Origin of the sequence: Mycobacterium kansasii ATCC 12478 (genome assembly GCF_000157895.3) — a bacterium.
In the GTDB taxonomy this organism is placed as follows: Bacteria; Actinomycetota; Actinomycetes; order Mycobacteriales; family Mycobacteriaceae; genus Mycobacterium; species Mycobacterium kansasii.
Genome location: NC_022663.1, coordinates 5,205,145 through 5,229,130, shown reverse-complemented (window position 1 = coordinate 5,229,130; position 23,986 = coordinate 5,205,145). Strand labels below are relative to the sequence as shown.

The window sequence follows — 23,986 nt, the reverse complement described above, 5'->3', positions numbered from 1 at the left end:
GAACTACGCGTTGGGTTCAGCGAGCTGGCCGAGCGTGTCCTTGACTACTCGATACGGGGTTCTTTCGGTGAGGGCTTTGCGGCCCATGATCAGTGCGCGCGGCCAGTTGACGGTGACAATCCCGCCCAAGGCATGCCCGTTGGGACGGTACAGTGCCGCGAATCGGTCGGCGTGGTCGTCGCCAATGACCTCGACGCGGCCACCATCCCCCAGGCTGGTGTCGCCGACAATCCGGATCTTCCAGTCGTATTGGTCACTCCACACGTATTCGACCGGCCCGTAGGCGATGAGGTCACTTGGCTGACTGATGTTGTGTGCGACAGCCGCAGCCTGGTCGACCGCATTGGTCCAGTGTTCGACCCTGGTCGCTCGGCCGTATCGCGGGTTAAGCCAACGGCATACATCCCCCACCGCAAACACATTTGAGGCCTCCACGGCGCGCAAATACTCGTCGCATACCACGCCATTGGCGGTGCGCAGACCTGAAGATGCCAACCACTGATCGTTGGGAACTGCTCCGATTCCGAAGACGAGGTAGTCGGCGGCCAATACGTGGCCGTTTGTCAGCCCCACGCGGAAATGACCGCGGTGTCCCGTAATTCCCTGAACACCCACCCCGAAAAAAGTTGTGACGCCATTGCTTTCGTGCAACCGTTTGAATGCTTCGCCGATCTCGGTTCCCAGCACGCGTTGCATCGGCACGGAGTTGGGGTCAACGATAGTGACCGTCAGACCCATCGATCTGGCGGTTGCGGCTATTTCGGCACCGATGAAGCCACCACCGACCACCACCAGCCGGCCGCCATACTCCAGCTCCGCGCGTAGACGAAGCGAGTCGTCGAGCGTGCGCAGCACTTGCACGCCATCTGGCTGCCCCCAGGGCGAGGGTAGCGCCCGAGCTCCCGTCGCAATGACCAGGTGGCCAAAAGTCAGCCTCTTGCCTGATTCGAACTCAACCTCATTGCACGCCAAATCCACTCGAGTTGCACGCCATCCCAGCAGCAGCTCGATACCCAACTCTTCAGCGGCAGCGTGGCTCAGCAGCGAAATCTTGTCGACGGTCGCCGTGCCGGCGAGGAACGCCTTCGAAAGCGGCGGCTTGTCGTACGGTTCTCGGATCTCGTCGGTGACGACGATGATCCGGCCGGTGTAGTTTGCGCCACGCAATGCCTGCGCGGTGCGAACACCGCCGATCGATGCGCCGACGATCACCACAGCTTCGCGATTCATCAATTTTCCATCCGCAACGCCGACACGGGGCAACTCCGTGCCGCTAACTCGACGCGAACTCGCTCGGAGTCGGGTACCGCTGTCTTGAGCAAGACGACGACCCCGTCATCGTCGACATCAAAGTAGTCCTCGGCAGCGGCAACGCAGTTGGCGTAGCCCTGGCAAGCACCACGATCGGCTTTGAGCGTTGTCATGGTTGTGTTTTCCCTTCCTATTAAGGTGCGTACATGGATTAGTGCGCGCCCATACCGAACCCTCCGTCTGGGTGTGCATTCCCACCCGTGATGCCGCGCGATCGGTCGGACGCGAGGAATACATAGCTCCACGCGTGGTCTTCGGGACAGAGCGCGACGTTGAGCGGTGTGCGAGCAGCGAGCTCGCGAGCCCGGTCGGGCCCGTCGTCGAGTCGAATATCGTTCAGCGATAGGCTCTTCAAGCCGCGAAGGTCGGTGTTCAAGGTGCCGCCCGGCGCTACACCGTTGACCCTAATGTGCGGTGCGAGTTCGTAAGCCAGCCTGCAGACCAAACCGCGGACGGCGAACTTCGAAGAGACGTATAGCACTCCGCCGCGATGTGGATAGTACGACGATGTCGACTCGGTGAGCACGATCGAGGCGCCTACCTCGGACCTAAGCGCGGGGACCGCCGCCTTGACCGACTGCAGATGGCTCAAGACATTAGTGCGGAACATCTCGTCGAAAGCACCGCTCAGCTCGTCGCCTGCAATGTCGCTAATGCCCTTGTAGAAATCGAAGATTCCAACGCAGTTGACCAGCGTATCGAGGCCGCCGAAAGCTTCGACCGCAGCGGCGACGGCAAGATCGTTGACCCGACGCGTAGTCGCGTCACCCTCGACTACCGGGACATCGGGCAGCTCATGAATGAGCTTCTCGCATTTGGCGTGGTCCCGTTCGACCACGGCCACCCGGGCGCCTTCAGCACGAAATGCGTCAACAACGGCCCTGCCGATCCCAGAGCCCGCCCCAACCACAAGAGCCCGCTTGCCGTCGAGCCATCCCGTCATCGCGCACTGTCCTGGTCCGGCAGTAGCGGCGCGTACATGTTGCCCACCATCGCCGCCAAGGTACGGCCGTTCTGCCAGGTCAACGACTCGCCTTCGAGGGCATCGAGGGTGACCCACTGTCCGGACCGAGGTGATCTGATCAGCAGTCGCGATCCGTTCCGAGTATCCACCCGCTGTACCACTACCTCAGTGAATTCGTTTGCGATCCTGAGTGTTTCACCGACCGCGCCAGCTTCGAGCTCGACAAGTTCGCGCGCGGCCCGACGGGCTGCCGTGACAACTTCACCTTTGCCTTCCCAACGCACGGTCATAGGAACACCGCCAGATTCTGCATGCGGATGACCGACTCGTCGAACAAAATGATCCGACGAGCCAGCAGCCACCGCCGGCCATCAAAGCGCAAGAGGTCTTCGCGGCCGCATGAGATCAAGGCACCGTCGTTGACATCGCCGCGGCTTCGGAAGAGCAATTCAGCCGACTCGACAACCAGGTGTGCATCGTCTGCACAGGCAAACGTACGAACGTTAGTGACGTAGTGCCGCAGCCTCGACGGAGGATCCTCGGTCCAGGCATGCTCGGTCAGGAACCGTGCAACCCGCCGGCTCAGCGAGTACTTGTTCTCGTCGAAATGTGCCATGCCCGGCGAGGTGTCAAAACCAGCACCGAGCGCGGTCGTGACCCGGACCGGCATGAAGTAATGGACGTCGTCAGTGAGCAAGTCCAGCCAGTGGCGATATTCCTGAGCATCGAGCAGATACGCTTCATCGACGAGGAACTGATGCGCGGCCAAATGCCTTTCGTCGTTGAACGGCAATGGTTTTCCCACCCGCTGCTGATGTGGCGCATGGTCTCCTAACACGGCCCGCGTCGGATGCCCCCCTGCCGACGGGGTCACTCGGCGACCTTCGGCGGAGATCGGCTGCTTGGAATTCGTCATGAGAGCGTCGCCCCCTCCGCTTCTTCTTCGTTGATGCTCGGACGGGTGTTCGGAGGGCAGTTGGTTTGTACGGGGCTGGTAATGCCTTCCGGATTGCGCGTACCGATAGCTGTTCGCAGGGTTGATGCTGGCGGCAATTCGAGATGATCGGCCCACAAACTGAGCAATGACCGCTGGTTGTACTCGTTGTAGCCGATGTGTGCTACACCCGGTCCGTGGAACCGTTGTGGTGACAGCGGTTCGATGACGGGCCGACCGTCGGCTAACAGGCCCATCCGGCTATTCAGCAGGAGCCGACGGGCCATCGACCCCGCGGCCGTGTTGGTGACCGAGACCCAGTTCTCCACGTCGTCCTGTTCGAACATGCCGCTCGAGCCGAAGCACATGAGATACGCTTTGTAGGAGTTCTTCTTGTAGGTGTCGGACGCGGCGGAATCGACTGCAAACCAGGAATACACCTCGGTCTCATGCTCGTTGATAGGCTGCCACGTTCGGATGGAGATGAATGGCACTACGTCGTCGCCGTCTTGAATCCTTGGCCAGTTGTGCACGAGGCTGAGGTTCGGAAAGCATGACGCGGCAGAGATGATGAACCCGTCGTCGCCGACCAGTTGTTGTTGCTCGGGGGTCCAAACCTCGCTCATCCGCTTGATCATGTCGTCGGGATAGCCGATGTAGCGCATGCGTTCCTCGAACGTCCCGGCAGGAAGCTTGTATGTCGTGCCGCCGCCACGGTGCGCCCAGTACGTCACGCCGTCCTTGCGTTTCTCCGCCTTGGGCTCTCGGAACAGTCCGATCTCCACGACCGAAGCGTGGGTCTGCGGTGTGTGGTACATGTCGCCGGAAAAGTTCTCCACGCCGATTTTCCAGTTGGCCTTTATCCGCCAGCGTTGTGGTCCACGGACTTCCAATCCGTGGCTACTCTGTTTGGTATAGAAATCCAGATAGAACTTGAACTCACCCAGGAAGTCCTCGAGCGGTTCAGCGTCTGGATCCATGCTGACGAAGATGAGCCCGTTGTAACTGGCCAGGTTCGGAGCCGGCAGCAGGGTCTGGCCCTTCTTCCGGAATCCGTCTTCGCCGCCGTAGGCCTCTTTGTGAAAGGGCAATCCGATGAGCCGTCCGTCGTTACGGTAGGACCAACCGTGATACGGGCAACGAAAGTTCGAAGCATTGCCGATCTCCGCACGACATACCTGCATGCCGCGGTGAAGGCACATGTTGAACATCACCCGGACCTCGCCCATGGAATCGCGAGCAATGATGAATGAGTCGTTGAGAACCCTGCGGACGACATAGTCACCGTCCTGTGGGACCTCCGACTCGTGCGCGACAAGCATCCACGCACGGCCGAAGATTCGTTCTTTCTCGAGCTCGAACAGTTCCGCGTCGTTGTAGATGTGCGCGGGAATCATGCCTCGGCGAACATCGTCGAATACTTGCCGGTGGACGACCAATTCAAACACCTCCATATAATTTTTCGGTAAAACAGAGACTGTTTTCTGTTAAGTAGCTAGCATGATCCGTGCACAGTCGATGTCGCCAACTCATCTCTGTAGAGCAGAGATGGCCGTATCGGTCCAGACACCGCACGTCCGCAGATCAGCCGAGCGACAAGACATCACTCACGAGCCGAAGCCCGCGATACCGAGCACTTCATAGACGGCAAGTCCCGTCTCTCCGCAGGCATCCGCCGTTGCCGCGGACACCGACTTGACCCACACCATTCACCACGGTGACGCCGGAAGTCCGTTGACACCACGTCACGATGCCGCCGCAAACTTGACTCGCCGCCCACGGCGACGCATGCAAACCTGAGATGAGTTCCAGCGCCTGGTAATTCGCGTTCACATGTTGCGTTGCGGGCAGTGGTTTGCCGTTCGGACCTCGCAGATCCATAGTTCGCCATCACGATTCTCGGCGAAGCGTGCCGCCTGGGTGATGCTGGCGACGGCTTCGTCAACACAGGCATCGTCAACGAGGACTTCGAAGCGCACTTTCGGTGCGATGTCGGTCGGGTATTGGACGCCCCGGTAGAACTGAGCGCGACCATTCTGCGGCTCGTAGACGTGGACCGCGCTGACCGCTATCCATGAAACCCCCTCGGTACGAAGCAGGTTCGTCTTGATGTCGTCCAGCGCGAGTTGTTTCACGACCGCTGTGACTAATTTCATTTCTAGTAGTCCTAATCCTTTGGTAGGGACGGGTTTCTGGTCCACAGTGACCGTGCTCTGCTCCTGACGGACCCGCCGCCAGGCAATTTCTGGTTGAACGCCCGTGTACCGCAAGAACACATCGTGAACCGAATACCCGTTGCCGGGCCGGGTCCGCCTCCTCGAAGACATTGCGCAGTCCATGGCGCTGGAGACGGAGCCAACGAGATCCACGAAAACCTTGATCAACAGTGTTTCAACGAGCTCTACGACGAGCATCTAGCGTCTCCACCTCCTCTCCGCATGCGGACTTGACGTGTGCTGGCGACCCATCAGTTGTTCTGCTCAACAGAGGTCTATATCTGTTCAACAGAATGATGATCTGAACGTGTACCCGCGGTCAAGCTATCTCTGCGTGGCAGAGAGCTAGGCCAACCGACCAATTCCGCGGGCCGCGACCTGAAGGGCGCCTAAAAGCCGCTGCCGGTCACGTTTGAGCGTGGACACTACGACACCGATCGCAGCCACCACTCGACCGTCCGAAGACCGTTCCACAGGAACCGCAAGCGAACACGCACCAATCGACATCTCTTCGCTGGTGGTTGCCAGGCCATCGCGGCGAATTCGTTCCAGTTGAGCGCGCAACACATCCGCCCGCGTAATGGTGTACGGCGTGATCCGTGTCAGCTTGGCAAGCACCGTTGCCTGGACCTCCGGCGGCGCATAGGCAAGCAGCACCTTGCCCACGCCGGTCGCGTGCATCGGCAACCGGCTGCCCGCCCGACTGAGGATCGGCACGGAAGTCCGGCCCGCCATCCGCTCGATGTACAACACCTCGTCGCCGTCGCGAACCGCCAAGTGCACAGTGGCCAACGTCGCGGCGTAAATGTCATGCATGAACGGCTCTGCCAGATACTGCAACCCACCTTCGACCGGAGCCAACAAACCGGCCTGCCACAACAGCGGACCCACCACGTAGTGGCCGTCATCGCGGCGATGCAACGCACCACCGACAACCAGTTCACCGATGAGACGATGCGCGGTTGGCACCGGTATCCGGGCACGGGCCGCGAGCTCGGTCAGTGTAAGGCTGCGGTGCTCTTCGTCGAAGGCGCTGAGCACGGCCATTATTCGAGAAGTGACCGTGATACCCGGTATCGACGTGTTTCCCGCCACACGGAACTCCTTCCGCTCAGCGAAAGTCTAGCCTTCATGCTTGGAGCCTCGCCGCAATACCGTCCGCCATATGGAAACAGCAATCACCCAAACCGAGATAACCGCACAGATGGCAGCGATCGAAGCCGATTACCTTCGGGCCAAAGTCGAAGAGACCCAACCACGACTGAACTACCCGCCCTGCCGCGGCAGTCAATTACGCTCCCCCACAATGGAATTACAAGGTGTCGACCCCGAAACGCTCGAGCTGTCCGCCCCGTGCTTCGGCAACCGCGATGTTCACCCGCTGGAATCGGATTTGACCATTCAGCACTGCGGCGAGCCAATCGGCGAGCGCTTGGTGATAACGGGGCGTCTTCTTGACGGGCTTGGGCGACCGGTGCGGCGCCAGCTCATCGAAATCTGGCAGGCAAACGCCAGCGGCCGCTACGCCCACAAGCGTGACCAACATCGAGCCCCATTGGACCCGAACTTCACCGGCACCGGCCGGTGCCTGACCGACGACGACGGCGGCTACCGCTTCATCACCATCAGACCCGGCGCGTACCCATGGCGGAACCATCAGAATGCGTGGAGACCGGCACATATCCACTTCTCGGTGTTCGGAACCGCATTCACCCAACGCATGATCACTCAGATGTACTTCCCCAGCGATCCGCTGCTCGCCCTCGACCCCATCTACCAATCCGTCACTGACCCGAAGGCCCGTGAGCGGCTGGTAGCCCGCTACGACCACGACGTGAGCACCCCCGAATCAGCTCTCGGCTACCGGTGGGACATTGTGCTCTCCGGCGATTACCGCACCCCCATGGAGTCCTGATGACAACCATTTCGCTGCCGGAAACACCCGGCCAATCCGCGGGCCCGTTCTTCGGCCATGCCCTGCCTTTCCAACGCTGCAACGAACTCATACCACCCGGGTCGTCCCGGTCCATCCGTCTGCATGGAGTGGTGACAGATGGAGTCGGCGAGCCTGTCCCCGACGCGCTGATAGAAATTTGGCAGCCCGACGCTGATGGCATGATCCCGGCCGCGACAGGTTCGCTGCACCGCGATGGCTGGACCTTCACCGGGTGGGGCCGTGCCAGTACCGATGACGCCGGCCACTACAGCTTCACCACCGTCCAGCCTGGTCTGCGAAACGATTCGGCTCCATTTATTGCCATGGCCGTGTTCGCTCGCGGGCTGTTGAACCATTTGTTCACGCGGGTATATCTACCGGGTGAGCGACTAGACGACGACAAGCTGCTGGCCTCGTTGCCCGCCGACCGGCGACGAACGCTCGTTGCAGTACCGGACGAGCACGGCCTCCGCTTCGACATCAAGCTCCAAGGAGACGGCGAGACAGTGTTTTTGCGCTATTCGAGGCATCGGCGATGACCAATTCGTTCGGGCCGAGAAGGCGCCCGGCCATCCCGCGCATCGCTGCTACCGAATTCGGCGGACCACAACGGGCGGGCATGCTGATACTGGGCCCGTCCCTGGGCACCTCGGTAAGAGCCCTATGGGAGGTCGCTGCGGAACGGCTGGCGGAGCACGTGTACGTCGTGGGCTGGGATCTGCCCGGCCATGGCCGCAGCCCCACAGCCGAATCGCCGTTCACGATTGCCGAATTGGCGGCCGCCGTGGTGGGGCTGGCCGACGACATCACCGGTGGAGCGCAGTTTCATTACTCCGGTGTTTCCATCGGTGGGGCGGTCGGACTGCAACTACTGCTCGACGCGCCACACCGGGTCCGTACCGCGTCGCTGCTGTGCACTGCGGCCGTGATTGGCACCGTCCATGACTGGAAGTCCCGCGCAGCCACTGCCAGGACAACGGGCACCAGCGCGGTAGCCGATAGCGCTGCCGACCGCTGGTTCGCTGCCGGGTTCCGGGATCGCGAACCGGCCGTAGTCTCTGCACTGATCAACGAGTTGCGCAGAACGGACGGTACGTCCTATGCACAGGGGTGCGATGTACTGGCGAACTTCGATGTCACCGATCGGCTCACCGAGATCACCACGCCCGTGCTCGCGATCGCTGGCACCGCCGATAGGGTCACACCCCCGGAATGCTTGCGGCAGATAGCAAATGGGGCAAGAGTTGGCTGGCTGGAAGTCCTCGATAGAGTTGGGCACTTGGCACCCGCAGAGGTGCCCGAGCAGATCGCCAACCTCCTGATCGGCCACCTTCGCCGTGGCGACGCGCTCTATAGCGCCGGGATGGCGATGCGACGGGAGGTGCTCGGCGACGCCCACGTCGAACGTGCAATCGCGACGACGACGGCGTTCACGGCAGACTTTCAGGACATGATCACCCGTAACGTGTGGGGTGGAATTTGGACCCGTCCCGGCCTAGACAGGCGAAGCCGATCGCTCATCACGCTGACCGCGTTGATTGCTCGTGGCCACCATGCCGATGAGCTGGCGATGCATCTTCGGGCCGCGCGCCGCAACGGTCTGACCAATGACGAGATCGAGGAGCTCGTGCTGCAACTGGCGCTCTATTGCGGAGTGGCGGCGGCGAATTCCGCGTTTCGCATTGCCAGCCAAGTGCTCGCCGATTACGACGCCGACCAAACCTAGCGGACAACCCAGACGGTAGTTTCCGCTTCTCGGTCGAATGCCCACGATGACCGCAGTGCCCGTGATCGCGACCGACGCCCTGAACCCGCGACGCACCCCTGGGCTGAACCTATCGATCGCATAAAACCGGCTACCACACGAGCGTCCTCGGTCCTCCGCCTGATAATGCTCGGCCGTCGATGTTGGCCTGCGGCTTCTCGACGACCGCATTCGCGAGCCTGCCCCGCGCCCGGCTCCGTAGATGTGGCCTCCGATGTATCGCCACCTGTCAAGGATCTGCCAAGGTTTCGCCAAGCGGCCGCCGTCAGTCTTTCTGCAACGGCCACGGCCGCCACCCGAAATCGCTTCCAAGCAAAGACAACAACGCAAAGAGAGGTATCAATGTCGACCACCCGTCTCCGCGCCCTTGCCGGCATGTCCCTGCTGGCTTCGGCCATCGGCCTGGCCGCCCTGGGAGCCAGTGTCGGCGCCGCCGACCCGGCGCCCAGCCACCAGGCATACGGCACCTACACCTGTTACGACTACGCGACGCAGACGTTCTACGAGTGCTTTGACCCAAGCTAGTCATCGGCAGCCCGCTCGCCGACGGGCCCGGTCCACTTCCCCGGGCCGGGCCCATTTGGCTTCAGCCGGAGAGCTTTTCGCGCAGTCGCCGGTTCACCGGCTCGGGCAGCAACTCCGACACATCGCCACCGAGCGTCGCCACCTCTTTGGCCAGCGACGACGACACGAACGAATACCGCGGCGCGGTCGCGACGAAAAAAGTGTCCACGCCGGCGATGTGCTTGTTCATCTGCGCCATCTGCAGCTCGTATTCGAAGTCGGTGCCGGTGCGCAAACCCTTCACGATGGCGTTCATCCCCCGGGACTTGACGAAGTCGACCACCAGGCCCTGTCCGGCCTCCACCCGCAGGTTGGGCAGGTGGGTGGTCGACTCGTTGATCATCGCGATCCGCTCGTCCAGGTCGAACATGCCCTTCTTGGTCGGATTGGTCAGGATCGCCACCACCACCTCGTCGAACTGGGCCGCGGCACGTTCGAAAACGTCGATGTGGCCCAACGTGACCGGGTCGAATGACCCCGGGCATACCGCGCCGCTCATGAACCGCACCGGCGACGAGGCAGAACGAAGTGATGTTGAGGAGCGGCGCCCATCAGACGAAGCCGGCGACGAGGCAGAACGAAGTGATGTTGAGGAGCGGCGCCAATCAGACGAAGCCGGCGACGAGGCAGAACGAAGTGATGTTGAGGAGCGGCGCCCATCAGACGAAGCCGGCGACGAGGCAGAACGAAGTGATGTTGAGGAGCGGCGCCCATGACACCAGACGCTAGCAGGCCCGTTCAGCGCCGCTCGGCCAACTCCAGCCGGGTGTCGCCGTACACCCGCTTGGGCCACCTGGTCCAGCCCGCCGGCCAGGTCAACGGCGCACTGGCCACCGGCCGTTCCACCACGGCGATGGTTTCGTCGCGGACCCAGCCGTGGGTGCTCAACGCGGCAAGGACGGTATCGATGTCCGCGGTGTCGACGTCATAGGGCGGATCGGCCAGCACCAGGTCCACCGGAGCGGACGTCCCTGCCGCCAGGACGGCGGCCACCGTGCCCCGGCGCACCGTCGCACCGGCCAGACCCAGGGCCTTGGCGTTGCGTGCGATGACGGCCGCGGTGCGTTGGTCGGCCTCCACGAACAGTGCTGACGCGGCTCCGCGCGACAATGCCTCCAGCCCGAGTGCGCCCGAACCGGCATAAAGGTCGAGCACGGCCAGGCCGGTCAGCTCACGGCGCGCGCTCACGATGTTGAACAGCGCTTCGCGGACCCGATCGGTGGTCGGCCTGGTCCCCCGCGGGGGTACCGCGAGCCGCCGTCCCCCGGCGACGCCGCCGATGATCCGGGTCAGCTCACCACCGCCAGCAGGTCTCCGCCCTCGACCTGGGCGGTATCCGAGACCGCCACCCGCTGCACCGTGCCGTCGTTGGGTGCGGTGATGGGGGCCTCCATCTTCATCGCTTCGATGGTGGCGATGGTCTGGCCCGCCGTGACGTGGTCGCCGACGATCACGGCGATGGTGACGACCCCGGCGAATGGCGCGGCGATGTGACCCGGGTTTCCGCGATCGGCCTTCTCGGCGGCGGGTACTGAGCTGGCAATGCTGCGGTCGCGCACCAGCACCGGGCGCAACTGGCCGTTGATGATGCACATCACCGTTCGCATGCCGCGTTCGTCGGGCTCGGAGATGGCCTCCAGACCGATCAGCAGCTCCACCCCGCGTTCCAGCTTCACCCGGTGCTCCTCGCCCTGCCGCAACCCGTAGAAGAACTGGTTGGCCGACAACTGCGAGGTGTCCCCGTACGTCTCCCGGTGTTCCTCGAATTCCTTTGTGGGACCAGGGAAGAGCAACCGATTCAACACGGCCTGCCGTTTGGGTCCCGGCACCGCCAGAGCCGCCTCGTCGTCGCCCGTCAGTTGTCCGGCGGACTTGGCCGGCGCCCGGCCGGCCAGCGCCGTGCTGCGCAACGGCTCGGGCCACCCGCCGGGCGGATCGCCCAACTCACCCCGCAGGAACCCCAACACCGAATCCGGAATATCGAATCGTGCCGGCTCGGAGGCGAATTCGTCGGCACTAACGCCGGCGCCGACCAGGGCGAGCGCCAGATCACCGACGACCTTCGATGACGGCGTGACCTTGATCAGCCGGCCCAGGATTCGGTCGGCGCCGGCGTATGCCTCCTCGACCTCCTCGAACCGGTCCCCCAAACCCAGGGCGATCGCCTGCTGGCGCAGATTCGATAGCTGACCGCCCGGAATCTCGTGGCGGTAGACTCGCCCCGTCGGCCCGGGAAGGCCGGATTCAAAGGGTGCATACACTTTTCGCAGCGCCTCCCAAAACGGCTCCAGAGCGCAGACCGCGGCAAGCGACAAACCGGTGTCGTAGTCGGTGTGTGCGGCGGCGGCCACGATCGAACTCAGCGCGGGTTGGCTGGTGGTGCCCGCCAGTGGGGCAGCGGCCCCGTCGACGGCGTCGGCCCCCGCGTGCCAGGCGGCGACATAGCTGGCCAGCTGACCGCCCGGAGTGTCGTGGGTATGCACGTGCACCGGAAGGTCGAAGCGACTTCGCAAGGCGGAGACCAGCTTTGCCGCGGCCGAAGCCCGCAACAGCCCCGCCATGTCCTTGATGGCCAGCACATGGGCGCCCGCCGCCACGATGGACTCGGCCAGCCTCAGATAGTAGTCGAGCGTGTACAGCCGCTCACCGGGGTCTGCCAGGTCGCCGGTGTAGCACATCGCGACTTCGGCTACCGCAGAACCGGTTTCGCGTACAGCGTCGATCGCCGGGCGCATCGACTCAAGGTTGTTGAGCGCGTCGAAGATCCGGAAGATGTCGATGCCCGTGGCGGTGGCCTCGTCGATGAACGCCGACGTCACCACCTCCGGATAGGGGGTGTAGCCCACGGTATTGCGGCCCCGCAGCAGCATCTGCAGGCAGATGTTCGGGATCGCCTGGCGCAGCGCGGCCAGCCGCTCCCACGGGTCTTCTTTCAGAAAGCGAAGTGCCACATCGTAAGTTGCACCGCCCCAGCACTCCACCGACAGCAGCTGCGGCATGCTGCGGGCCAGATACGGCGCCACCATCATCAGCCCGCTGGTGCGCACCCGGGTGGCCAGCAGCGACTGATGCGCGTCACGAAATGTCGTGTCGGTCACCCGCACTGCCGCCGAGTCCCGCAGCCAGCGCGCGAAACCCTCCGGCCCCAATTCGGCCAGGCGTTGCTTGGAGCCAGCCGGCGGCGGGGCGTCCAGGTCGACATCGGGCAGTTTGTCCTGCGGGTAGACCGTCGACGGTCTGGTGCCGTGCGGTTTATTGACGGTGACATCGGCCAGGTAGTTGAGGATCTTGGTGCCCCGATCGGCCGAGGATCGCGCGGTCAGCAGCTGTGGCCGTTCGTCGATGAACGACGTGGTGATGCGGCCGGCCTGGAAATCAGGATCGTCCAGAACCGCTTGCAGGAAGGGGATGTTCGTGGATACCCCGCGAATCCGGAACTCCGCCATCGCCCGGCGCGCCCGATTCACCGCTGTCGGGAAGTCACGGCCCCGGCAGGTCAGCTTGACCAGCATGGAATCGAAGTGGGCGCTGATCTCGGCGCCGAGGTTGGTGCTGCCGTCCAGCCGGATGCCGGCGCCGCCGGGGGTGCGCAGCGCGCTGATCCGGCCGGTGTCGGGCCGGAACCCGTTGGCCGGGTCCTCGGTGGTGATCCGACACTGCAGCGCGGCGCCGTGTGGATGGACGGTCTCCTGCTCAAGGCCCAGGTCGTCGAGCGCCTCCCCTGCGGCAATGCGCAGCTGGCTGGAGACCAGGTCCACATCGGTGATCTCTTCGGTGACGGTGTGTTCCACCTGAATCCGCGGATTCATCTCGATGAACACGTACTCGCCGCGCTGGTCAAGGAGAAACTCGACGGTCCCGGCGCAGCTGTAACCGATGTGGCGGGCGAAGGCCACCGCGTCGGCGCACATCCGGTCGCGCAACTCGGCGGGCAGGTTGGGCGCCGGCGCCAGTTCGATGACCTTCTGATGGCGGCGCTGCACACTGCAGTCGCGCTCGTAAAGGTGGATCACGTTGCCGCTAGTGTCCGCCAGGATCTGCACCTCGATGTGGCGCGGGCGTAACACCGCCTGTTCCAGATAGACCGTCGGGTCTCCGAATGCCGACTCGGCTTCGCGGCTGGCGGCTTCGATGGCTTCGGGCAGTGCGGCTATATCGCCGACCCGGCGCATACCGCGGCCACCACCGCCGGCAACCGCCTTGACGAACAAGGGAAACCGCATGCCCGCGGCGGCCGACATCAGCTCGTCGACCGAGGCCGACGGCGCCGACGACGTCAGCACCGGCAGGCCCGCTTGCCGGGCGGCGGCGACGGCCCGGGACTTATTTCCAGTCAGCTCAAGCACTTCGGCGCCGGGGCCGACGAAGGTGATGCCCGCGGCCGCACATGCCCTGGACAACTCGGGGTTCTCCGACAAGAACCCGTAACCGGGGTAGATCGCGTCAGCGCCGGCGCGGCGAGCGGTTTCCACGATCTGGTCCACCGAAAGGTACGCACGTACCGGGTGCCCCATTTCGCCGATCTGGTAGGACTCGTCGGCCTTGGACCGATGCAGCGAATTGCGGTCCTCGTAGGCGTAGACGGCCACCGTGCCGATACCGAGTTCATAGGCGGCGCGAAAGGCCCGGATCGCGATCTCCCCGCGATTGGCCACCAGCACTTTGGAGATCACGGGGCCCCTCTCAGATGAGCGTCGACCAATAATTCCAGAAGCGGATCATGATCTGCAGGAACACCGCGGTGAACCACAGCGTGGCGATCGACCATCGCCACTGGAAGAGGACCCGCAGAACGGCGCTGTCTCGCCTTTCGAGCACCGGACGAAACGCGATCGACGCCGCCACCACCAGCAGGGTGATGGTGACTACCCAGACCAGCATGCAGTACGGGCACAACGCCCCGATGCGGTACAGGCTTTGGAAGATCAGCCAGTGCACAAACGCAGTGCCGACCAGGATACCCACGGTCAGCCCGATCCAATACCAATGCGGCAGAGGCACTTTCGTCACCGCCAGGACGCCGGTTACTACCACCACGGTGAATCCCACGACGCCAACGACCGGGTTGGGCAGGCCCAGCAACGTTGCCTGCGGGGTGCCCATCACCGAACCGCAGGACATGATCGGGTTGAGGTTGCACGACGGCACGTAATCCCGGTCGAGCAGAACCCTGATCTTCTCCACCGTCAGCGTCATCGAGGCGAGCAGGCCGAACGCGCCGGCGATCAACACCCACCACGCACTCAGCGCGGGTACCCGTACGCCGCCCGCTGGGTCTGGAGTCAGATCGGCGGGTTCGGCTGAGACCATCGTGGTCAAGCTGCCGGGGCGGTTGCCGCCGTGTCCATGCCCGGAATGTCGCCGACGATCTCCTTGATCTTGGCCACCAGCGCCTCCGGCGTCGACCATTCGTATTCGGTGCCGTTGATCTTCACAGTCGGTGTCGCGTGGATGTTCGCGGCCGCCGCCAGCCCGTCGACCTTGGAGAGGTACTTTCCGCTGTTGATGCAGTCGGGCACCTTGCCGACGACACCGGCTTCGCGGGCGAGTTCGATCAGCTTTGCGTTGTCGGGGAAGGTCTTGCCGACTTCGGACGGCTGGATGTCTTTGCTGAACAACGCGGTGTGGAACCGGCGGAACGCATCGATGGACTCGTCGGCGACGCAGTACGCCGCGGCCGCGGCGCGCGCCGAATAATTGTCGTTGCGCGGGCTGGAAAGGATATCCACCATCGTGTAATCGGCCGCGATAGCGCCGATGTCAATGAGCCTGGATACGGTCGGACCGAATCCGCGCTCGAAGTTCCCGCACGCCGGACACAGGAAATCCTCGTAGAACGAGACCACGGCCTTGGGGTTGCTGGTTCCGGGCTGGGTGACCAGCTTGCTGGACGTCACCCGGACCGCATCCGCCGTGGCACCGCCGCCCTTCTTGTCGTGCGAGGTAACGATGTAGAACACCAGGACAACGGCAAAGAGCACGACCAGCGCGGTGCCACCGATCTGCATCAGCCGGCCGAATTTGCCGTCGGGCGACTTCAGGTCGATCCGCGGAGGGCGTTTGTTTTTGTCGGCCACGGGTTCGCGATCCTCACTTGGTGAATAGCCTGCGCTGCTGGCGCCTCTAGAGTACCGGCGGCCGTCCGGATACGGCTCAGACCCGGCTCAGGTGCGCACGCAATGCGGAAATCAGCTCGCTTGTCGCGGTGGCACTGTCACCACCGAGCGGAAACAGATTGATGAAGCCGTGCGTCAGCGAACCCTCGCAACGCAGATCAACCGCCGTCCCGGCGGCCCGCAACGCCGCCGCGTACTGCTCACCCTCGTCGCGCAGCGGGTCGAATCCGGCGACCACGATCAGCGCCGGCGGCAGACCTGACAGCGACTCGGCGCGCAACGGCGACACCCGCGGATCGGTGGGGTCGATCCCGGAGCCGCGCAGGTACTTCGCCTGGAACCAGTCGATGTCTCGTTTGGTCAACAAGAAGCCACGCGCGAACAGGCTCAGCGAGCGGGTCTGCGCGGTGAAGTCGGTGCGCGGATAGATCAGCCACTGCAACACCGGAGCCGGGCCTCCGCTGTCTTTGGCCAGCTGGCACACGACGGCCGCCAGATTGCCGCCCGCGCTGTCGCCGCCCACCGCAATCCGCCCGGGGACGGCACCGAGTTCGCCGGCATGCTCGTAGGCCCACGTGAAGGCCGCAAAAGCGTCGTCGATCCCGGCCGGGGCGTGATGTTCGGGAGCCAGCCGGTAGTCGATCGACAGCACGTGTATGCCGGCATCGCGGCACGTCAAGCGGCACACCGCGTCGTGGGTGTCCAGGTCGCCGATCACCCAGCCGCCGCCGTGATAGAAGACCAGCAGCGGTGCGGCGACTCCACCGGGCGCGCGATAGTGCCGTGCCCGGATGTCCCCGGCCGGCCCGGGCAGCGTGAGTTCTTCGACCTCGACGTGAATCTGCGGACCGCCGAATCCCAGGGTCGCCTCCCGCATGTTGGCACGGGAGGCGTCCGGGTCGTCGTCGATCACCAGGCCGTCGAGGCCGACGGCCCGCATGCCCGACAGCATCAGCTGCAGCGTGGGATCAAGGGTGTTGCCGTCAATGACGACGGAACGACCGCGCGTGAGAAGCCGCTTGACCGGGCCCGGAATCCACGGGATGACTTTGACGCCCGCGCCGGTGACGGTGCTTTGGATACGACGCGTCCACCGCATCGGTACGCAGGTCGCCTCGGGCTGAAGGTCCGGCGTGCCGGGCAGACTCTTGGTCATGGGTTTCTCCTATGTCAAGCCCTTAGGAAAACGCGAGCTCACACTCAACGACATTCGGTAGCTGTCGGACTCGGAGTCTTCCGGATCGAGCCGACGGACACCGAGCAGGCGGTGGCTGCGCGCCGGGTACCGGCACATCGACACCGCGGCGGCCTACCGCAACGAACGGGAGACCGGGCGAGCGGTCGCCGATTCCGGCGTGCCCCGCGACCAACTGTACGTGGTGACCAAATTGGCGGATCCCGACCAGGCCACAGCGGCACGCTGAAAGCCTTTGGCGCCGGCCTGCGATTCCCCGGCCGCAGCCACAGCTCAACGCGTTCAAGGCGCAGAAGTCCCTGCGGAGGCGTTCGTTGTCGGACCATCCGATTGGTGACACGGCAGTCGCAAAACACCGCGCGCGGACACCGGCGCGGGCGTTGATTAGGTAGCGTATTCAACTCGGTAATATCGTGATCCCCAAGTCGGTTACCAAAAACGGATAGCGAGCAACTTCGACGTGTTCGACTTCGAGATCAGCGCCTCGACTCAGCGGCGCCACGGCCTCGATCTCGTCGCCAGATGGCGGAACCCGGCTTGGCCCTGATCCGAGAACCTTCAATTTCACAGGCAGGTGAGATACGTTGACCGGCGAGTCGGGCGCCATGATTCCCTCAATAGCCCTAAACGACGAGAATACGATGCCGGTTCTCGGCCTCGGCGTCGCGGAGTTGTCCGAGGACGAAACGGAACGGGCGGTGTCGGCGGCGTTAGAGGTCGGCTGCCGGCTCATCGACACCGCCGCGGCGTACGGCAACGAGGCAGCCGTTGGCCGCGCGATCGCCGCCTCCGGTATTCCACGCGCGGAGTTGTTCGTCACCACCAAGCTGGCCACCGCCGATCATGGTTTCACCATGGCCCAGGAGGCTTGCAAAGCCAGCCTGGAGCGACTCGGCCTGGATTACGTCGACCTGTACCTGATTCACTGGCCGGCCCCCGCCGTGGGTAAGTACGTGGACGCGTTCGGCGGCTTGATCCAGTCCCGCGGCGAGGGCCATGCCCGCTCGATCGGGGTGTCCAACTTCACCGAGGAACATGTGTCGAACGTCATCGACCTCACGTTCGTCACTCCTGCGGTCAACCAGATAGAGCTGCACCCCCTGCTCAACCAGGCCGAGCTGCGCAAATCGAATGCGCAGCACAACGTCGTCACCCAGTCCTACACTCCGCTGGCTCTCGGCCGGCTGATGGACAACCCGACCGTGACGTCGATTGCCGGTGAATACGGCAAGACGCCCGCACAGGTGCTACTGCGCTGGAACCTGCAACTGGGTAATGCGGTCGTCTTCCGCTCGTCTCAGCCCGAGCACATCGCCGGCAACCTCGACGTGTTCGATTTCGAATTGGCCGCCGAGCACATGGATGCGCTCAACGGGCTCAACGACGGCACCCGCGTCCGCGAGGACCCGCTGACCTACAACGGCACGTAGTTCTGTGCTCGGCGTTCTTTGCTCCGCCGATTGTGAATCCGGCGACGCTCCCACGGCGTGTCGCGTCGCCCGATGCACAGTCAGCGGGGGTAGCCGCGCGGGCCGCGGTTACCCTGGCCGGGGTCAGCCGCTCGGGCAGGTGGCCGCGGCGGTGCGCAGTACGCCGGCCGACGCCTCGTCTACCGGCAACGAGTAGCCGCGCAGCACGGCGATGAACTGTATGGCGTACTGGCAGGCGAAGGCGGCGTTGGGCGGCATCCACTGCGCCGGCGGCGAATCCCCTTTGTCCTGATTGGCTTGTCCCTGCACGGCCAGCAAGTTGGCCGGATCGTTGGCGAACCGCAGCCGCTCCGGGGCCGGCCACCCGTAGGCGCCCATGTCCCAGGCGTAGGACAGCGGAACGATGTGGTCGATCTGCACCGATTCGCCGACCTTGGCGCCGCGCTGGAAGGCGATGGTGGTGTTGGTGTACGGGTCGTGCAGGGTGCCGGTTGCCACGGCATCCGGGCACCGCTTGGTCGGCACATACGTCTTGTCGACGAGGTCGCGGTTGAGGATGTCGTCGCGGGTGTCGCAGCCGTTGTGTCCACCGGGCGCGTCGTTGTTGTCGTCCCAGGCGTCGCCGAAGGCCGCCCTGCGATAGTCGTAACGGTGGGTGCGCTGCGGCAGCACAGCCACACCCGCGAGCACATCGGTACCGGGTTGCACCGTCGGGACGTCGGCCCGCGCGGCGAACTGCTCGGCGTGCCTGGCCGCCGATGAGCCCAGCGTCTGATAGGCGACCACCAGGGCCAGCACCGCAACCGCCGCCAGCATCGCAAGCGTCTTGCGGTTCATGCTTTGTCCAGGTATTCGATGCGGTCGGTGTCGGTGAAGCGCGCTGCCAGCAGCGCCAATCCCGGGTGCTTGCCGGCATCCTGGTACGCGCGGACACAGAAGTCCCGGGCAGCCTCGATGTACTCCCGGTGCTCGGCCAGCGACAGCAGCCGCAGGGTGATCGCCTTACCGGACTGATTGCGGCCCAGCACGTCTCCTTCCTTGCGCTCCTTGAGGTCGAGGTCGGCCAGGGCGAACCCGTCCATCGTCTTGGCGACCGCGCGCAACCGCTCACCGGCCGGTGACGCCGGCGGCACCCAGCTGGCCAGCAGACACAGGCTCGGATGTGCGCCGCGCCCGATGCGGCCGCGCAGCTGGTGTAGCTGGCTGATGCCGAACCGGTCGGCATCCATCACCAGCATCACGGTGGCGTTGGGGACGTCCACACCCACTTCGATGACGGTGGTGCACACCAGCACATCGATGCGGCCGGCCCGAAAGGCCGCCATCGCAGCGTCCTTCTCGTCGGCGGACAACCGCCCATGCATGAGCCCCAGCCGCAGGTTGGCCAGCTCCCGGGAACTCAACCGCGCGTACAGACCTTCGGCGGTCTCTGCGGGCTTGGTGCCGGCGGGCTCTTTGTCGGGCTCGTCGCTCTCGTCGATGCGGGGCGCCACCACATAAGCCTGGCGGCCGGCCGCGACCTCTTCGATGATGCGTTGCCAGGCGCGGTCGAGCCAGGCGGGCTTGTCCTTGACGAAGATGACGTTGGTGGTGATCGGCTGGCGCCCGCGCGGAAGTTCGCGCAGCGTGGCCGTTTCCAGGTCGCCATAGACCGTGAGCGCGACGGTGCGCGGTATCGGCGTGGCGGTCATCACCAGCAGATGGGGGGTGATTCCGGCACGCGCCTTGCCGCGCAATTGATCTCGCTGCTCGACGCCGAACCGGTGTTGCTCGTCGACCACCACCATGCCCAGGTTGTGGAACTCCACCGCATCCTGCAACAGCGCGTGGGTGCCGACGACGATGCCGACCTCGCCACCGGCAACCGCGGCCCGAACGTCCTTCTTCTGCCCCGCGGTCATCGAGCCGGTCAGCAACGCCACCCGGGTGGCATTATCGGCCCCGCCCAGCTGGCCGCCCATCGCCAGCGGTCCCAGGATATCGTTGATCGACGTAAGATGTTGTGCGGCAAGCACTTCCGTGGGGGCCAGCAGCGCACACTGGTAGCCGGCGTCGACCATCTGCAGCATCGCCAGCACCGCGACGATCGTCTTGCCCGAGCCGACCTCACCCTGCAGCAAGCGGTTCATCGGACGCGTCGCCGAGATCTCTTCGGACAGCACCGCGAGCACCTCGCGCTGACCTGCCGTCAGCTCGAAAGGCAGCCGGCCCAGCAATTCAGCCGCCAACCCGTCAGACCGGGGCGGTGCCGGGGGCCCGGACTCCGACAGCTCACCGTGCCGGCGAGCGACCAGCGCCCACTGCAGGCCGACCGCTTCGTCGAAGGTCAGCCGTTCCCGGGCGCGTCGCCGGTCGGGCTCGTCCTCGGCGAGGTGAATGGCCCGTAACGCCTCGTCTTCGGAGACCAGGCCGTGCTCGGCGCGCACGTCGGGGGACAGCGGATCATCCACCGGGTCGAGGACTTCGAGCACCTGGCGGACGCATTTGAAGATGTCCCAGCTCTGCACTTTCGTGCTGGCCGGATAGATCGGGAAGAAGCGACGCTCGAACTCCTCCATGGCCACTTCGCCGCTGATGGCCTTGGAGGCGTCGGCGATGCTTTTCAGTGACCTGGTGCCGTGGTTCTTTCCGTCCGGCGAGTCCAGGATCAGAAACGCCGGGTGCGTGAGCTGCATGACGCCCTTGAAGAACCCGACTTCCCCGGACAGCATCACCTTCGTGTTCTTGGTGAGGTCCTTCTTGATGTAGTCCGCGTTGAAGAACGTTGCGGTCACCTTGTTGCGGCCGGTGCCGAGGGTGATGCGCAGGCATTGGCGCCTCGGCGTTTTCTTCATGGGAAACGTCTCGGTTTCGGTGATGACGTCGACGATCGTGATGTGTTCACCCGCTTCGGGCCGCTCGTCACCGACGCCGCGCCGGGCGCCGCCTTCGACATAGCTGCGCGGGTAATGCCGTAACAGGTCGTCGACGGTCCTGATGCCGAACTCCTCCTCGAGCGGCTTGGCCGACGGGGCGCCCAGAACGAAGATCAACCGGTCGCTCAGTGACACCACGGCTACTCGACCCCGATCAACAGCGCGTCACCGCGATGACCGGTGCGGTAGGTCACCAACTCGGTGCCCGGATGACGGTCGTGCATGTGCTTGTCCAGCAGATCGCTCAGGACCGCAGCATCCTCGTCGTCGATGCCGGCGCCCACCAGCACCGTCACCAGGTCGCCCCCCGAGGCCAACAACAGATCGAGCAGACCGATCGCCGCGCCGGCAACGTCGCGGGCGACGATCAGCACCTCGTCACCGGCGATGCCCAGCCCGTCACCCGGCTCACAGGTACCCGCCCACGTCAACGCCCGCTGGGTAGCCGTACGCACCGACCCGTGCCGGGCAGCCCCGGCGGCCCGGGCCATGGTGTAGCCGTCGTCGACGGCCTGGCTGGCCGGGTCGTGCACAGCCAGGGCGGCCAGCCCCTGGACCATCGACCCGGTAGGGACCGGGACCACGTCGACACCCCATCCCAGAGCCGCGGTACAGCCCGCCACCAGCTCCTCGACGGCGACGTAGCCGTTGGGCAGCACCATCACCTGGGCGGCACCGGTGTCCACCACGGCCCGCACCAACTGATGGGCGCTGATATCGGCTGCCGGCGCCGAGCCCGGACTGGCATCCGGGCCGGGTCGCAGCACACACGCGCCTTCTCCGGCGAACAGCTCAGCGGCGCCGTCGCCGTCGACGACGGCCAGTACGGCGCGTTCGCGTGTCCAGCTGCCCGCCGGCAGCCCGTTGGCACCGGAGCTCAGCGCCGAGATGACGATCCTGCTCAGCTGCCCGGCCGTCAGTCCGGCTTCCACGGCGGCGCCCGCGTCGTCGGTGTGTACGTGCACCGAATAACTCTGCGACGGGGCGGCCGCGATCGCCACCGAATCCCCCAGCTCCGCGAGCCGGTCGCGCAGCGTGTCCGCCGCCGCGGCATCGCAGCCGGTCAGCAGGTACATCACCTCGAACTGTGGCGCCGGCCGGGCGGGCGCCTCAGCGAGCAGCGGTCGCGGCGCCGGCTCGTAGACCGAGCGGGTCGGCGTGTGCCCGGTGAGCGTCGAACGCAACGCGTCCAGCATGACCACCAGGCCCCGCCCGCCGGCGTCCACCACGCCCGCGTCGGCGAGCACGGCGAGCTGCTCGGGCGTCTTTTCCAGCGCGACGACGGCGGCATCGCCGGCGGCGGTCACGGCTTGGGCCAGGGTCTCGCCGGTGCCGGCGCACTGCTCGACGGCGGCCGCGGCGGCCCGCAGCACCGAGACGATGGTCCCCGGGACTTCCGCACCACCCATCGAGGCGATGACCAGCTCGACACCGCGCCACAACGCCGCTGCCAGCAGGACGGCATCGATGGCCGGCAATGCGCCGTCGGCTGCCGCTTCGGCGGTGACGTCGGCGATGCCGCGCAGTATCTGCGACACGATCACCCCAGAATTCCCGCGTGCCCCATTGTGGGCGCCGGACGACAGGGCCGCAGCGACCCGGGCCACGCTCGCCGCGCCAACCGCATCCGCCTCGGCGAGCGCCGCGCGCATGGTGAACAGCATGTTCGCGCCGGTGTCGGCATCGGCGACCGGGAACACGTTCAGCCGGTTGATTTCGTCGATGTGGGTGATCAGGTCGCTGACGACGATGTGCGCCCAATCCCGCAGGGCCGATGCGTCCAGCAGACGACCTGACGTGCCCACCGTCACCCACCTCCTCTGCGCCGGCTCCCGGTGGGCGCCAGCGTAGCCCGGCGACAGTGTGGACAGTCTGCGGCGGCTGTTCGGCGCGGGCCGCCAAGCCGGGACGACAAAGCTGCATCGAGCCTAGCCAGCGGGGGTGACAGTACTGGTCACGGCGCATGGGCGTTTTGGCGCTCGCCGACGACCCCGGCTATCCTGGGACGGCCTGGTCCAGCCGGGCCGTTCCGCCCGGGTCGCCGGACCCCAGCAACCGACTTGAGGAGTTTGAACAATGGCCGCTGTGTGCGATATCTGCGGGAAAGGCCCCGGCTTCGGCAAGTCGGTGTCCCACTCCCACCGCCGCACCAGCCGCCGGTGGGACCCCAATGTCCAGACCGTGCGCGCCGTGAGCCGTCCCGGGGGCAACAAGAAGCGCATCAACGTCTGCACCTCCTGCATCAAGGCGGGCAAGGTCAGCCGCGGCTGACCTTGTTGCGGCACGGGTGCCGCTACATTTCGGCCCGTCCCGATCGGCGCGATAGTCCCCGGAAACCCCGGGTGAGGCCGATGGCGAAACGGGCACTCCTCGATGAGTTGCGCCGCTGCCGAGAACTTCTTGTCAGAGTCCGCTCTATCGGGTGACCCTCGGGGCGGCAATTTAAGCGTGTGGCATGCGCTTTAAGCCTGCCGCCTGTGTCCGATGACGGCTGCCATCGTCAAAGAAATTGCGCCGCAAAAAGGACTGACGTCGCGCTAGGGCCCAAAACCAGCGGCATCAAACAGGCTCACTGTCAATCGCTTCTGCCCATTGATTGATAGCGTATAGCTATTTGACAACAACGCTTGTCGCCGACAT

General features: G+C 64.8%; 24 protein-coding genes and 1 pseudogene. 8 read left to right on the top strand and 17 right to left on the bottom strand.

Annotated elements, in window-relative coordinates; translation table 11 throughout:
* Nucleotides 1-3: 3 nt before the first annotated feature.
* From MKAN_RS22725 to MKAN_RS22690, 8 genes are all read right to left on the bottom strand, one after another.
* A complete protein-coding gene (locus tag MKAN_RS22725) occupies nucleotides 4-1,230 on the bottom strand; it encodes an NAD(P)/FAD-dependent oxidoreductase (RefSeq protein WP_023372228.1) in 1,227 nt (408 codons plus the stop codon).
* On the bottom strand, nucleotides 1,230-1,424 hold the full coding sequence (locus MKAN_RS22720; protein ID WP_023372227.1) for a ferredoxin: 195 nt from the start codon (nucleotides 1,422-1,424) through the stop codon (nucleotides 1,230-1,232). The genes MKAN_RS22725 and MKAN_RS22720 overlap by 1 nt, the downstream gene beginning before the upstream one ends.
* Nucleotides 1,425-1,462: 38 nt before the next feature.
* Nucleotides 1,463-2,254, bottom strand: coding sequence for a 3-(cis-5,6-dihydroxycyclohexa-1,3-dien-1-yl)propanoate dehydrogenase (gene hcaB, locus MKAN_RS22715; RefSeq protein WP_036391295.1), 792 nt, complete (start codon nucleotides 2,252-2,254; stop codon nucleotides 1,463-1,465).
* Nucleotides 2,251-2,565, bottom strand: coding sequence for a hypothetical protein (locus MKAN_RS22710; RefSeq protein WP_023372225.1), 315 nt, complete (start codon nucleotides 2,563-2,565; stop codon nucleotides 2,251-2,253). The genes hcaB and MKAN_RS22710 overlap by 4 nt, the downstream gene beginning before the upstream one ends.
* Nucleotides 2,562-3,113 (bottom strand): 3-phenylpropionate/cinnamic acid dioxygenase subunit beta, encoded by a 552-nt coding sequence (locus MKAN_RS22705; RefSeq protein ID WP_036391928.1) that lies wholly within the window; start codon nucleotides 3,111-3,113, stop codon nucleotides 2,562-2,564. The genes MKAN_RS22710 and MKAN_RS22705 overlap by 4 nt, the downstream gene beginning before the upstream one ends.
* A gap of 74 nt (nucleotides 3,114-3,187) precedes the next feature.
* Nucleotides 3,188-4,606, bottom strand: coding sequence for a Rieske 2Fe-2S domain-containing protein (locus MKAN_RS22700; RefSeq protein ID WP_230589207.1), 1,419 nt, complete (start codon nucleotides 4,604-4,606; stop codon nucleotides 3,188-3,190).
* A 432-nt stretch (nucleotides 4,607-5,038) separates the two neighbouring features.
* Nucleotides 5,039-5,623 (bottom strand): P-II family nitrogen regulator, encoded by a 585-nt coding sequence (locus tag MKAN_RS28930; protein WP_023372221.1) that lies wholly within the window; start codon nucleotides 5,621-5,623, stop codon nucleotides 5,039-5,041.
* Nucleotides 5,624-5,770: 147 nt separating this feature from the next.
* Nucleotides 5,771-6,520, bottom strand: a complete 750-nt coding sequence (locus MKAN_RS22690; protein WP_023372220.1) for an IclR family transcriptional regulator — start codon at nucleotides 6,518-6,520, stop codon at nucleotides 5,771-5,773.
* A gap of 70 nt (nucleotides 6,521-6,590) precedes the next feature.
* Between MKAN_RS22690 and pcaH the strand changes: the two genes are divergently transcribed.
* The 4 genes from pcaH (at nucleotide 6,591) to MKAN_RS22670 (ending at nucleotide 9,651) form a co-directional block, all read left to right on the top strand.
* Entirely contained in the window at nucleotides 6,591-7,340 is a 750-nt protein-coding gene (gene pcaH, locus MKAN_RS22685; RefSeq protein ID WP_023372219.1) for a protocatechuate 3,4-dioxygenase subunit beta, read from the top strand.
* Nucleotides 7,340-7,900: a protocatechuate 3,4-dioxygenase subunit alpha gene (gene pcaG, locus MKAN_RS22680; RefSeq protein WP_023372218.1), complete on the top strand. Its 561-nt coding sequence runs from the start codon at nucleotides 7,340-7,342 to the stop codon at nucleotides 7,898-7,900. The genes pcaH and pcaG overlap by 1 nt, the downstream gene beginning before the upstream one ends.
* Nucleotides 7,897-9,087, top strand: coding sequence for a bifunctional 3-oxoadipate enol-lactonase/4-carboxymuconolactone decarboxylase PcaDC (gene pcaDC / locus MKAN_RS22675; RefSeq protein WP_023372217.1), 1,191 nt, complete (start codon nucleotides 7,897-7,899; stop codon nucleotides 9,085-9,087). The genes pcaG and pcaDC overlap by 4 nt, the downstream gene beginning before the upstream one ends.
* Nucleotides 9,088-9,468: 381 nt before the next feature.
* Nucleotides 9,469-9,651 (top strand): hypothetical protein, encoded by a 183-nt coding sequence (locus MKAN_RS22670; RefSeq protein ID WP_023372216.1) that lies wholly within the window; start codon nucleotides 9,469-9,471, stop codon nucleotides 9,649-9,651.
* A gap of 61 nt (nucleotides 9,652-9,712) precedes the next feature.
* Here the strand turns inward: MKAN_RS22670 and coaD are convergent, their stop codons facing one another.
* Nucleotides 9,713-10,189 carry a pantetheine-phosphate adenylyltransferase gene (gene coaD, locus MKAN_RS22665; protein ID WP_036391924.1) on the bottom strand — a complete coding sequence of 159 codons (477 nt, stop codon included), beginning with the start codon at nucleotides 10,187-10,189 and terminating at the stop codon, nucleotides 9,713-9,715.
* Between coaD and MKAN_RS32225 the strand changes: the two genes are divergently transcribed.
* Entirely contained in the window at nucleotides 10,188-10,406 is a 219-nt protein-coding gene (locus MKAN_RS32225) for a hypothetical protein (protein ID WP_178131768.1), read from the top strand. The two genes, coaD and MKAN_RS32225, sit on opposite strands and share 2 nt — an antisense overlap.
* A gap of 22 nt (nucleotides 10,407-10,428) precedes the next feature.
* On the opposite strand, the gene rsmD is transcribed toward MKAN_RS32225, so the two are convergent.
* The 5 genes from rsmD to MKAN_RS22635 form a co-directional block, all read right to left on the bottom strand.
* Entirely contained in the window at nucleotides 10,429-10,983 is a 555-nt protein-coding gene (gene rsmD, locus MKAN_RS22655; protein ID WP_036444344.1) for a 16S rRNA (guanine(966)-N(2))-methyltransferase RsmD, read from the bottom strand.
* Nucleotides 10,980-14,363 (bottom strand): pyruvate carboxylase, encoded by a 3,384-nt coding sequence (locus MKAN_RS22650; protein ID WP_023372212.1) that lies wholly within the window; start codon nucleotides 14,361-14,363, stop codon nucleotides 10,980-10,982. Before MKAN_RS22650 ends, rsmD begins: the two co-directional genes overlap by 4 nt.
* A 10-nt stretch (nucleotides 14,364-14,373) precedes the next feature.
* Nucleotides 14,374-15,000 carry a vitamin K epoxide reductase family protein gene (locus MKAN_RS22645; protein WP_023372211.1) on the bottom strand — a complete coding sequence of 209 codons (627 nt, stop codon included), beginning with the start codon at nucleotides 14,998-15,000 and terminating at the stop codon, nucleotides 14,374-14,376.
* A 5-nt stretch (nucleotides 15,001-15,005) separates the two neighbouring features.
* Entirely contained in the window at nucleotides 15,006-15,767 is a 762-nt protein-coding gene (locus tag MKAN_RS22640) for a DsbA family protein (protein WP_023372210.1), read from the bottom strand.
* Nucleotides 15,768-15,843: 76 nt separating this feature from the next.
* Nucleotides 15,844-16,905 (bottom strand): alpha/beta hydrolase, encoded by a 1,062-nt coding sequence (locus tag MKAN_RS22635; protein WP_269466803.1) that lies wholly within the window; start codon nucleotides 16,903-16,905, stop codon nucleotides 15,844-15,846.
* 120 nt (nucleotides 16,906-17,025) lie between these two features.
* Between MKAN_RS22635 and MKAN_RS32815 the strand changes: the two are divergent.
* Nucleotides 17,026-17,579 (top strand): annotated as a pseudogene (locus MKAN_RS32815) (aldo/keto reductase); the annotation flags it as partial.
* 6 nt (nucleotides 17,580-17,585) lie between these two features.
* Complete coding sequence (locus tag MKAN_RS22630) at nucleotides 17,586-18,431, top strand: aldo/keto reductase (RefSeq protein ID WP_099184760.1); 846 nt, start codon at nucleotides 17,586-17,588, stop codon at nucleotides 18,429-18,431.
* Between the two features lie 123 nt (nucleotides 18,432-18,554).
* On the opposite strand, the gene MKAN_RS22625 is transcribed toward MKAN_RS22630, so the two are convergent.
* From MKAN_RS22625 to MKAN_RS22615, 3 genes are read right to left on the bottom strand one after another with little or no spacing between them, the layout of a single operon-like run.
* Nucleotides 18,555-19,268, bottom strand: a complete 714-nt coding sequence (locus MKAN_RS22625) for an HNH endonuclease family protein (RefSeq protein WP_023372206.1) — start codon at nucleotides 19,266-19,268, stop codon at nucleotides 18,555-18,557.
* On the bottom strand, nucleotides 19,265-21,484 hold the full coding sequence (recG, locus tag MKAN_RS22620; protein WP_023372205.1) for an ATP-dependent DNA helicase RecG: 2,220 nt from the start codon (nucleotides 21,482-21,484) through the stop codon (nucleotides 19,265-19,267). Before recG ends, MKAN_RS22625 begins: the two co-directional genes overlap by 4 nt.
* Nucleotides 21,485-21,486: 2 nt before the next feature.
* Nucleotides 21,487-23,151 carry a DAK2 domain-containing protein gene (locus MKAN_RS22615; protein WP_036444342.1) on the bottom strand — a complete coding sequence of 555 codons (1,665 nt, stop codon included), beginning with the start codon at nucleotides 23,149-23,151 and terminating at the stop codon, nucleotides 21,487-21,489.
* A gap of 271 nt (nucleotides 23,152-23,422) precedes the next feature.
* Between MKAN_RS22615 and rpmB the strand changes: the two genes are divergently transcribed.
* Nucleotides 23,423-23,617 (top strand): 50S ribosomal protein L28, encoded by a 195-nt coding sequence (gene rpmB, locus MKAN_RS22610; RefSeq protein ID WP_023372203.1) that lies wholly within the window; start codon nucleotides 23,423-23,425, stop codon nucleotides 23,615-23,617.
* The last annotated feature ends 369 nt before the right edge of the window (nucleotides 23,618-23,986 follow it).

Bases quoted from the DNA above. Each gene is read 5' to 3' on its own strand.
- MKAN_RS22725 (WP_023372228.1), bottom strand. From the start codon at position 1,230: ATGAATCGCGAAGCTGTGGTGATCGTCGGCGCATCGATCGGCGGTGTT.
- MKAN_RS22720 (WP_023372227.1), bottom strand. From the start codon at position 1,424: ATGACAACGCTCAAAGCCGATCGTGGTGCTTGCCAGGGCTACGCCAAC.
- hcaB (WP_036391295.1), bottom strand. From the start codon at position 2,254: ATGACGGGATGGCTCGACGGCAAGCGGGCTCTTGTGGTTGGGGCGGGC.
- MKAN_RS22710 (WP_023372225.1), bottom strand. From the start codon at position 2,565: ATGACCGTGCGTTGGGAAGGCAAAGGTGAAGTTGTCACGGCAGCCCGT.
- MKAN_RS22700 (WP_230589207.1), bottom strand. From the start codon at position 4,606: ATGATTCCCGCGCACATCTACAACGACGCGGAACTGTTCGAGCTCGAG.
- MKAN_RS28930 (WP_023372221.1), bottom strand. From the start codon at position 5,623: ATGCTCGTCGTAGAGCTCGTTGAAACACTGTTGATCAAGGTTTTCGTG.
- pcaH (WP_023372219.1), top strand. From the start codon at position 6,591: ATGGAAACAGCAATCACCCAAACCGAGATAACCGCACAGATGGCAGCG.
- pcaG (WP_023372218.1), top strand. From the start codon at position 7,340: ATGACAACCATTTCGCTGCCGGAAACACCCGGCCAATCCGCGGGCCCG.
- pcaDC (WP_023372217.1), top strand. From the start codon at position 7,897: ATGACCAATTCGTTCGGGCCGAGAAGGCGCCCGGCCATCCCGCGCATC.
- MKAN_RS22670 (WP_023372216.1), top strand. From the start codon at position 9,469: ATGTCGACCACCCGTCTCCGCGCCCTTGCCGGCATGTCCCTGCTGGCT.
- MKAN_RS32225 (WP_178131768.1), top strand. From the start codon at position 10,188: ATGAACCGCACCGGCGACGAGGCAGAACGAAGTGATGTTGAGGAGCGG.
- coaD (WP_036391924.1), bottom strand. From the start codon at position 10,189: ATGAGCGGCGCGGTATGCCCGGGGTCATTCGACCCGGTCACGTTGGGC.
- MKAN_RS22645 (WP_023372211.1), bottom strand. From the start codon at position 15,000: ATGGTCTCAGCCGAACCCGCCGATCTGACTCCAGACCCAGCGGGCGGC.
- MKAN_RS22635 (WP_269466803.1), bottom strand. From the start codon at position 16,905: ATGCGGTGGACGCGTCGTATCCAAAGCACCGTCACCGGCGCGGGCGTC.
- MKAN_RS22625 (WP_023372206.1), bottom strand. From the start codon at position 19,268: ATGAACCGCAAGACGCTTGCGATGCTGGCGGCGGTTGCGGTGCTGGCC.
- rpmB (WP_023372203.1), top strand. From the start codon at position 23,423: ATGGCCGCTGTGTGCGATATCTGCGGGAAAGGCCCCGGCTTCGGCAAG.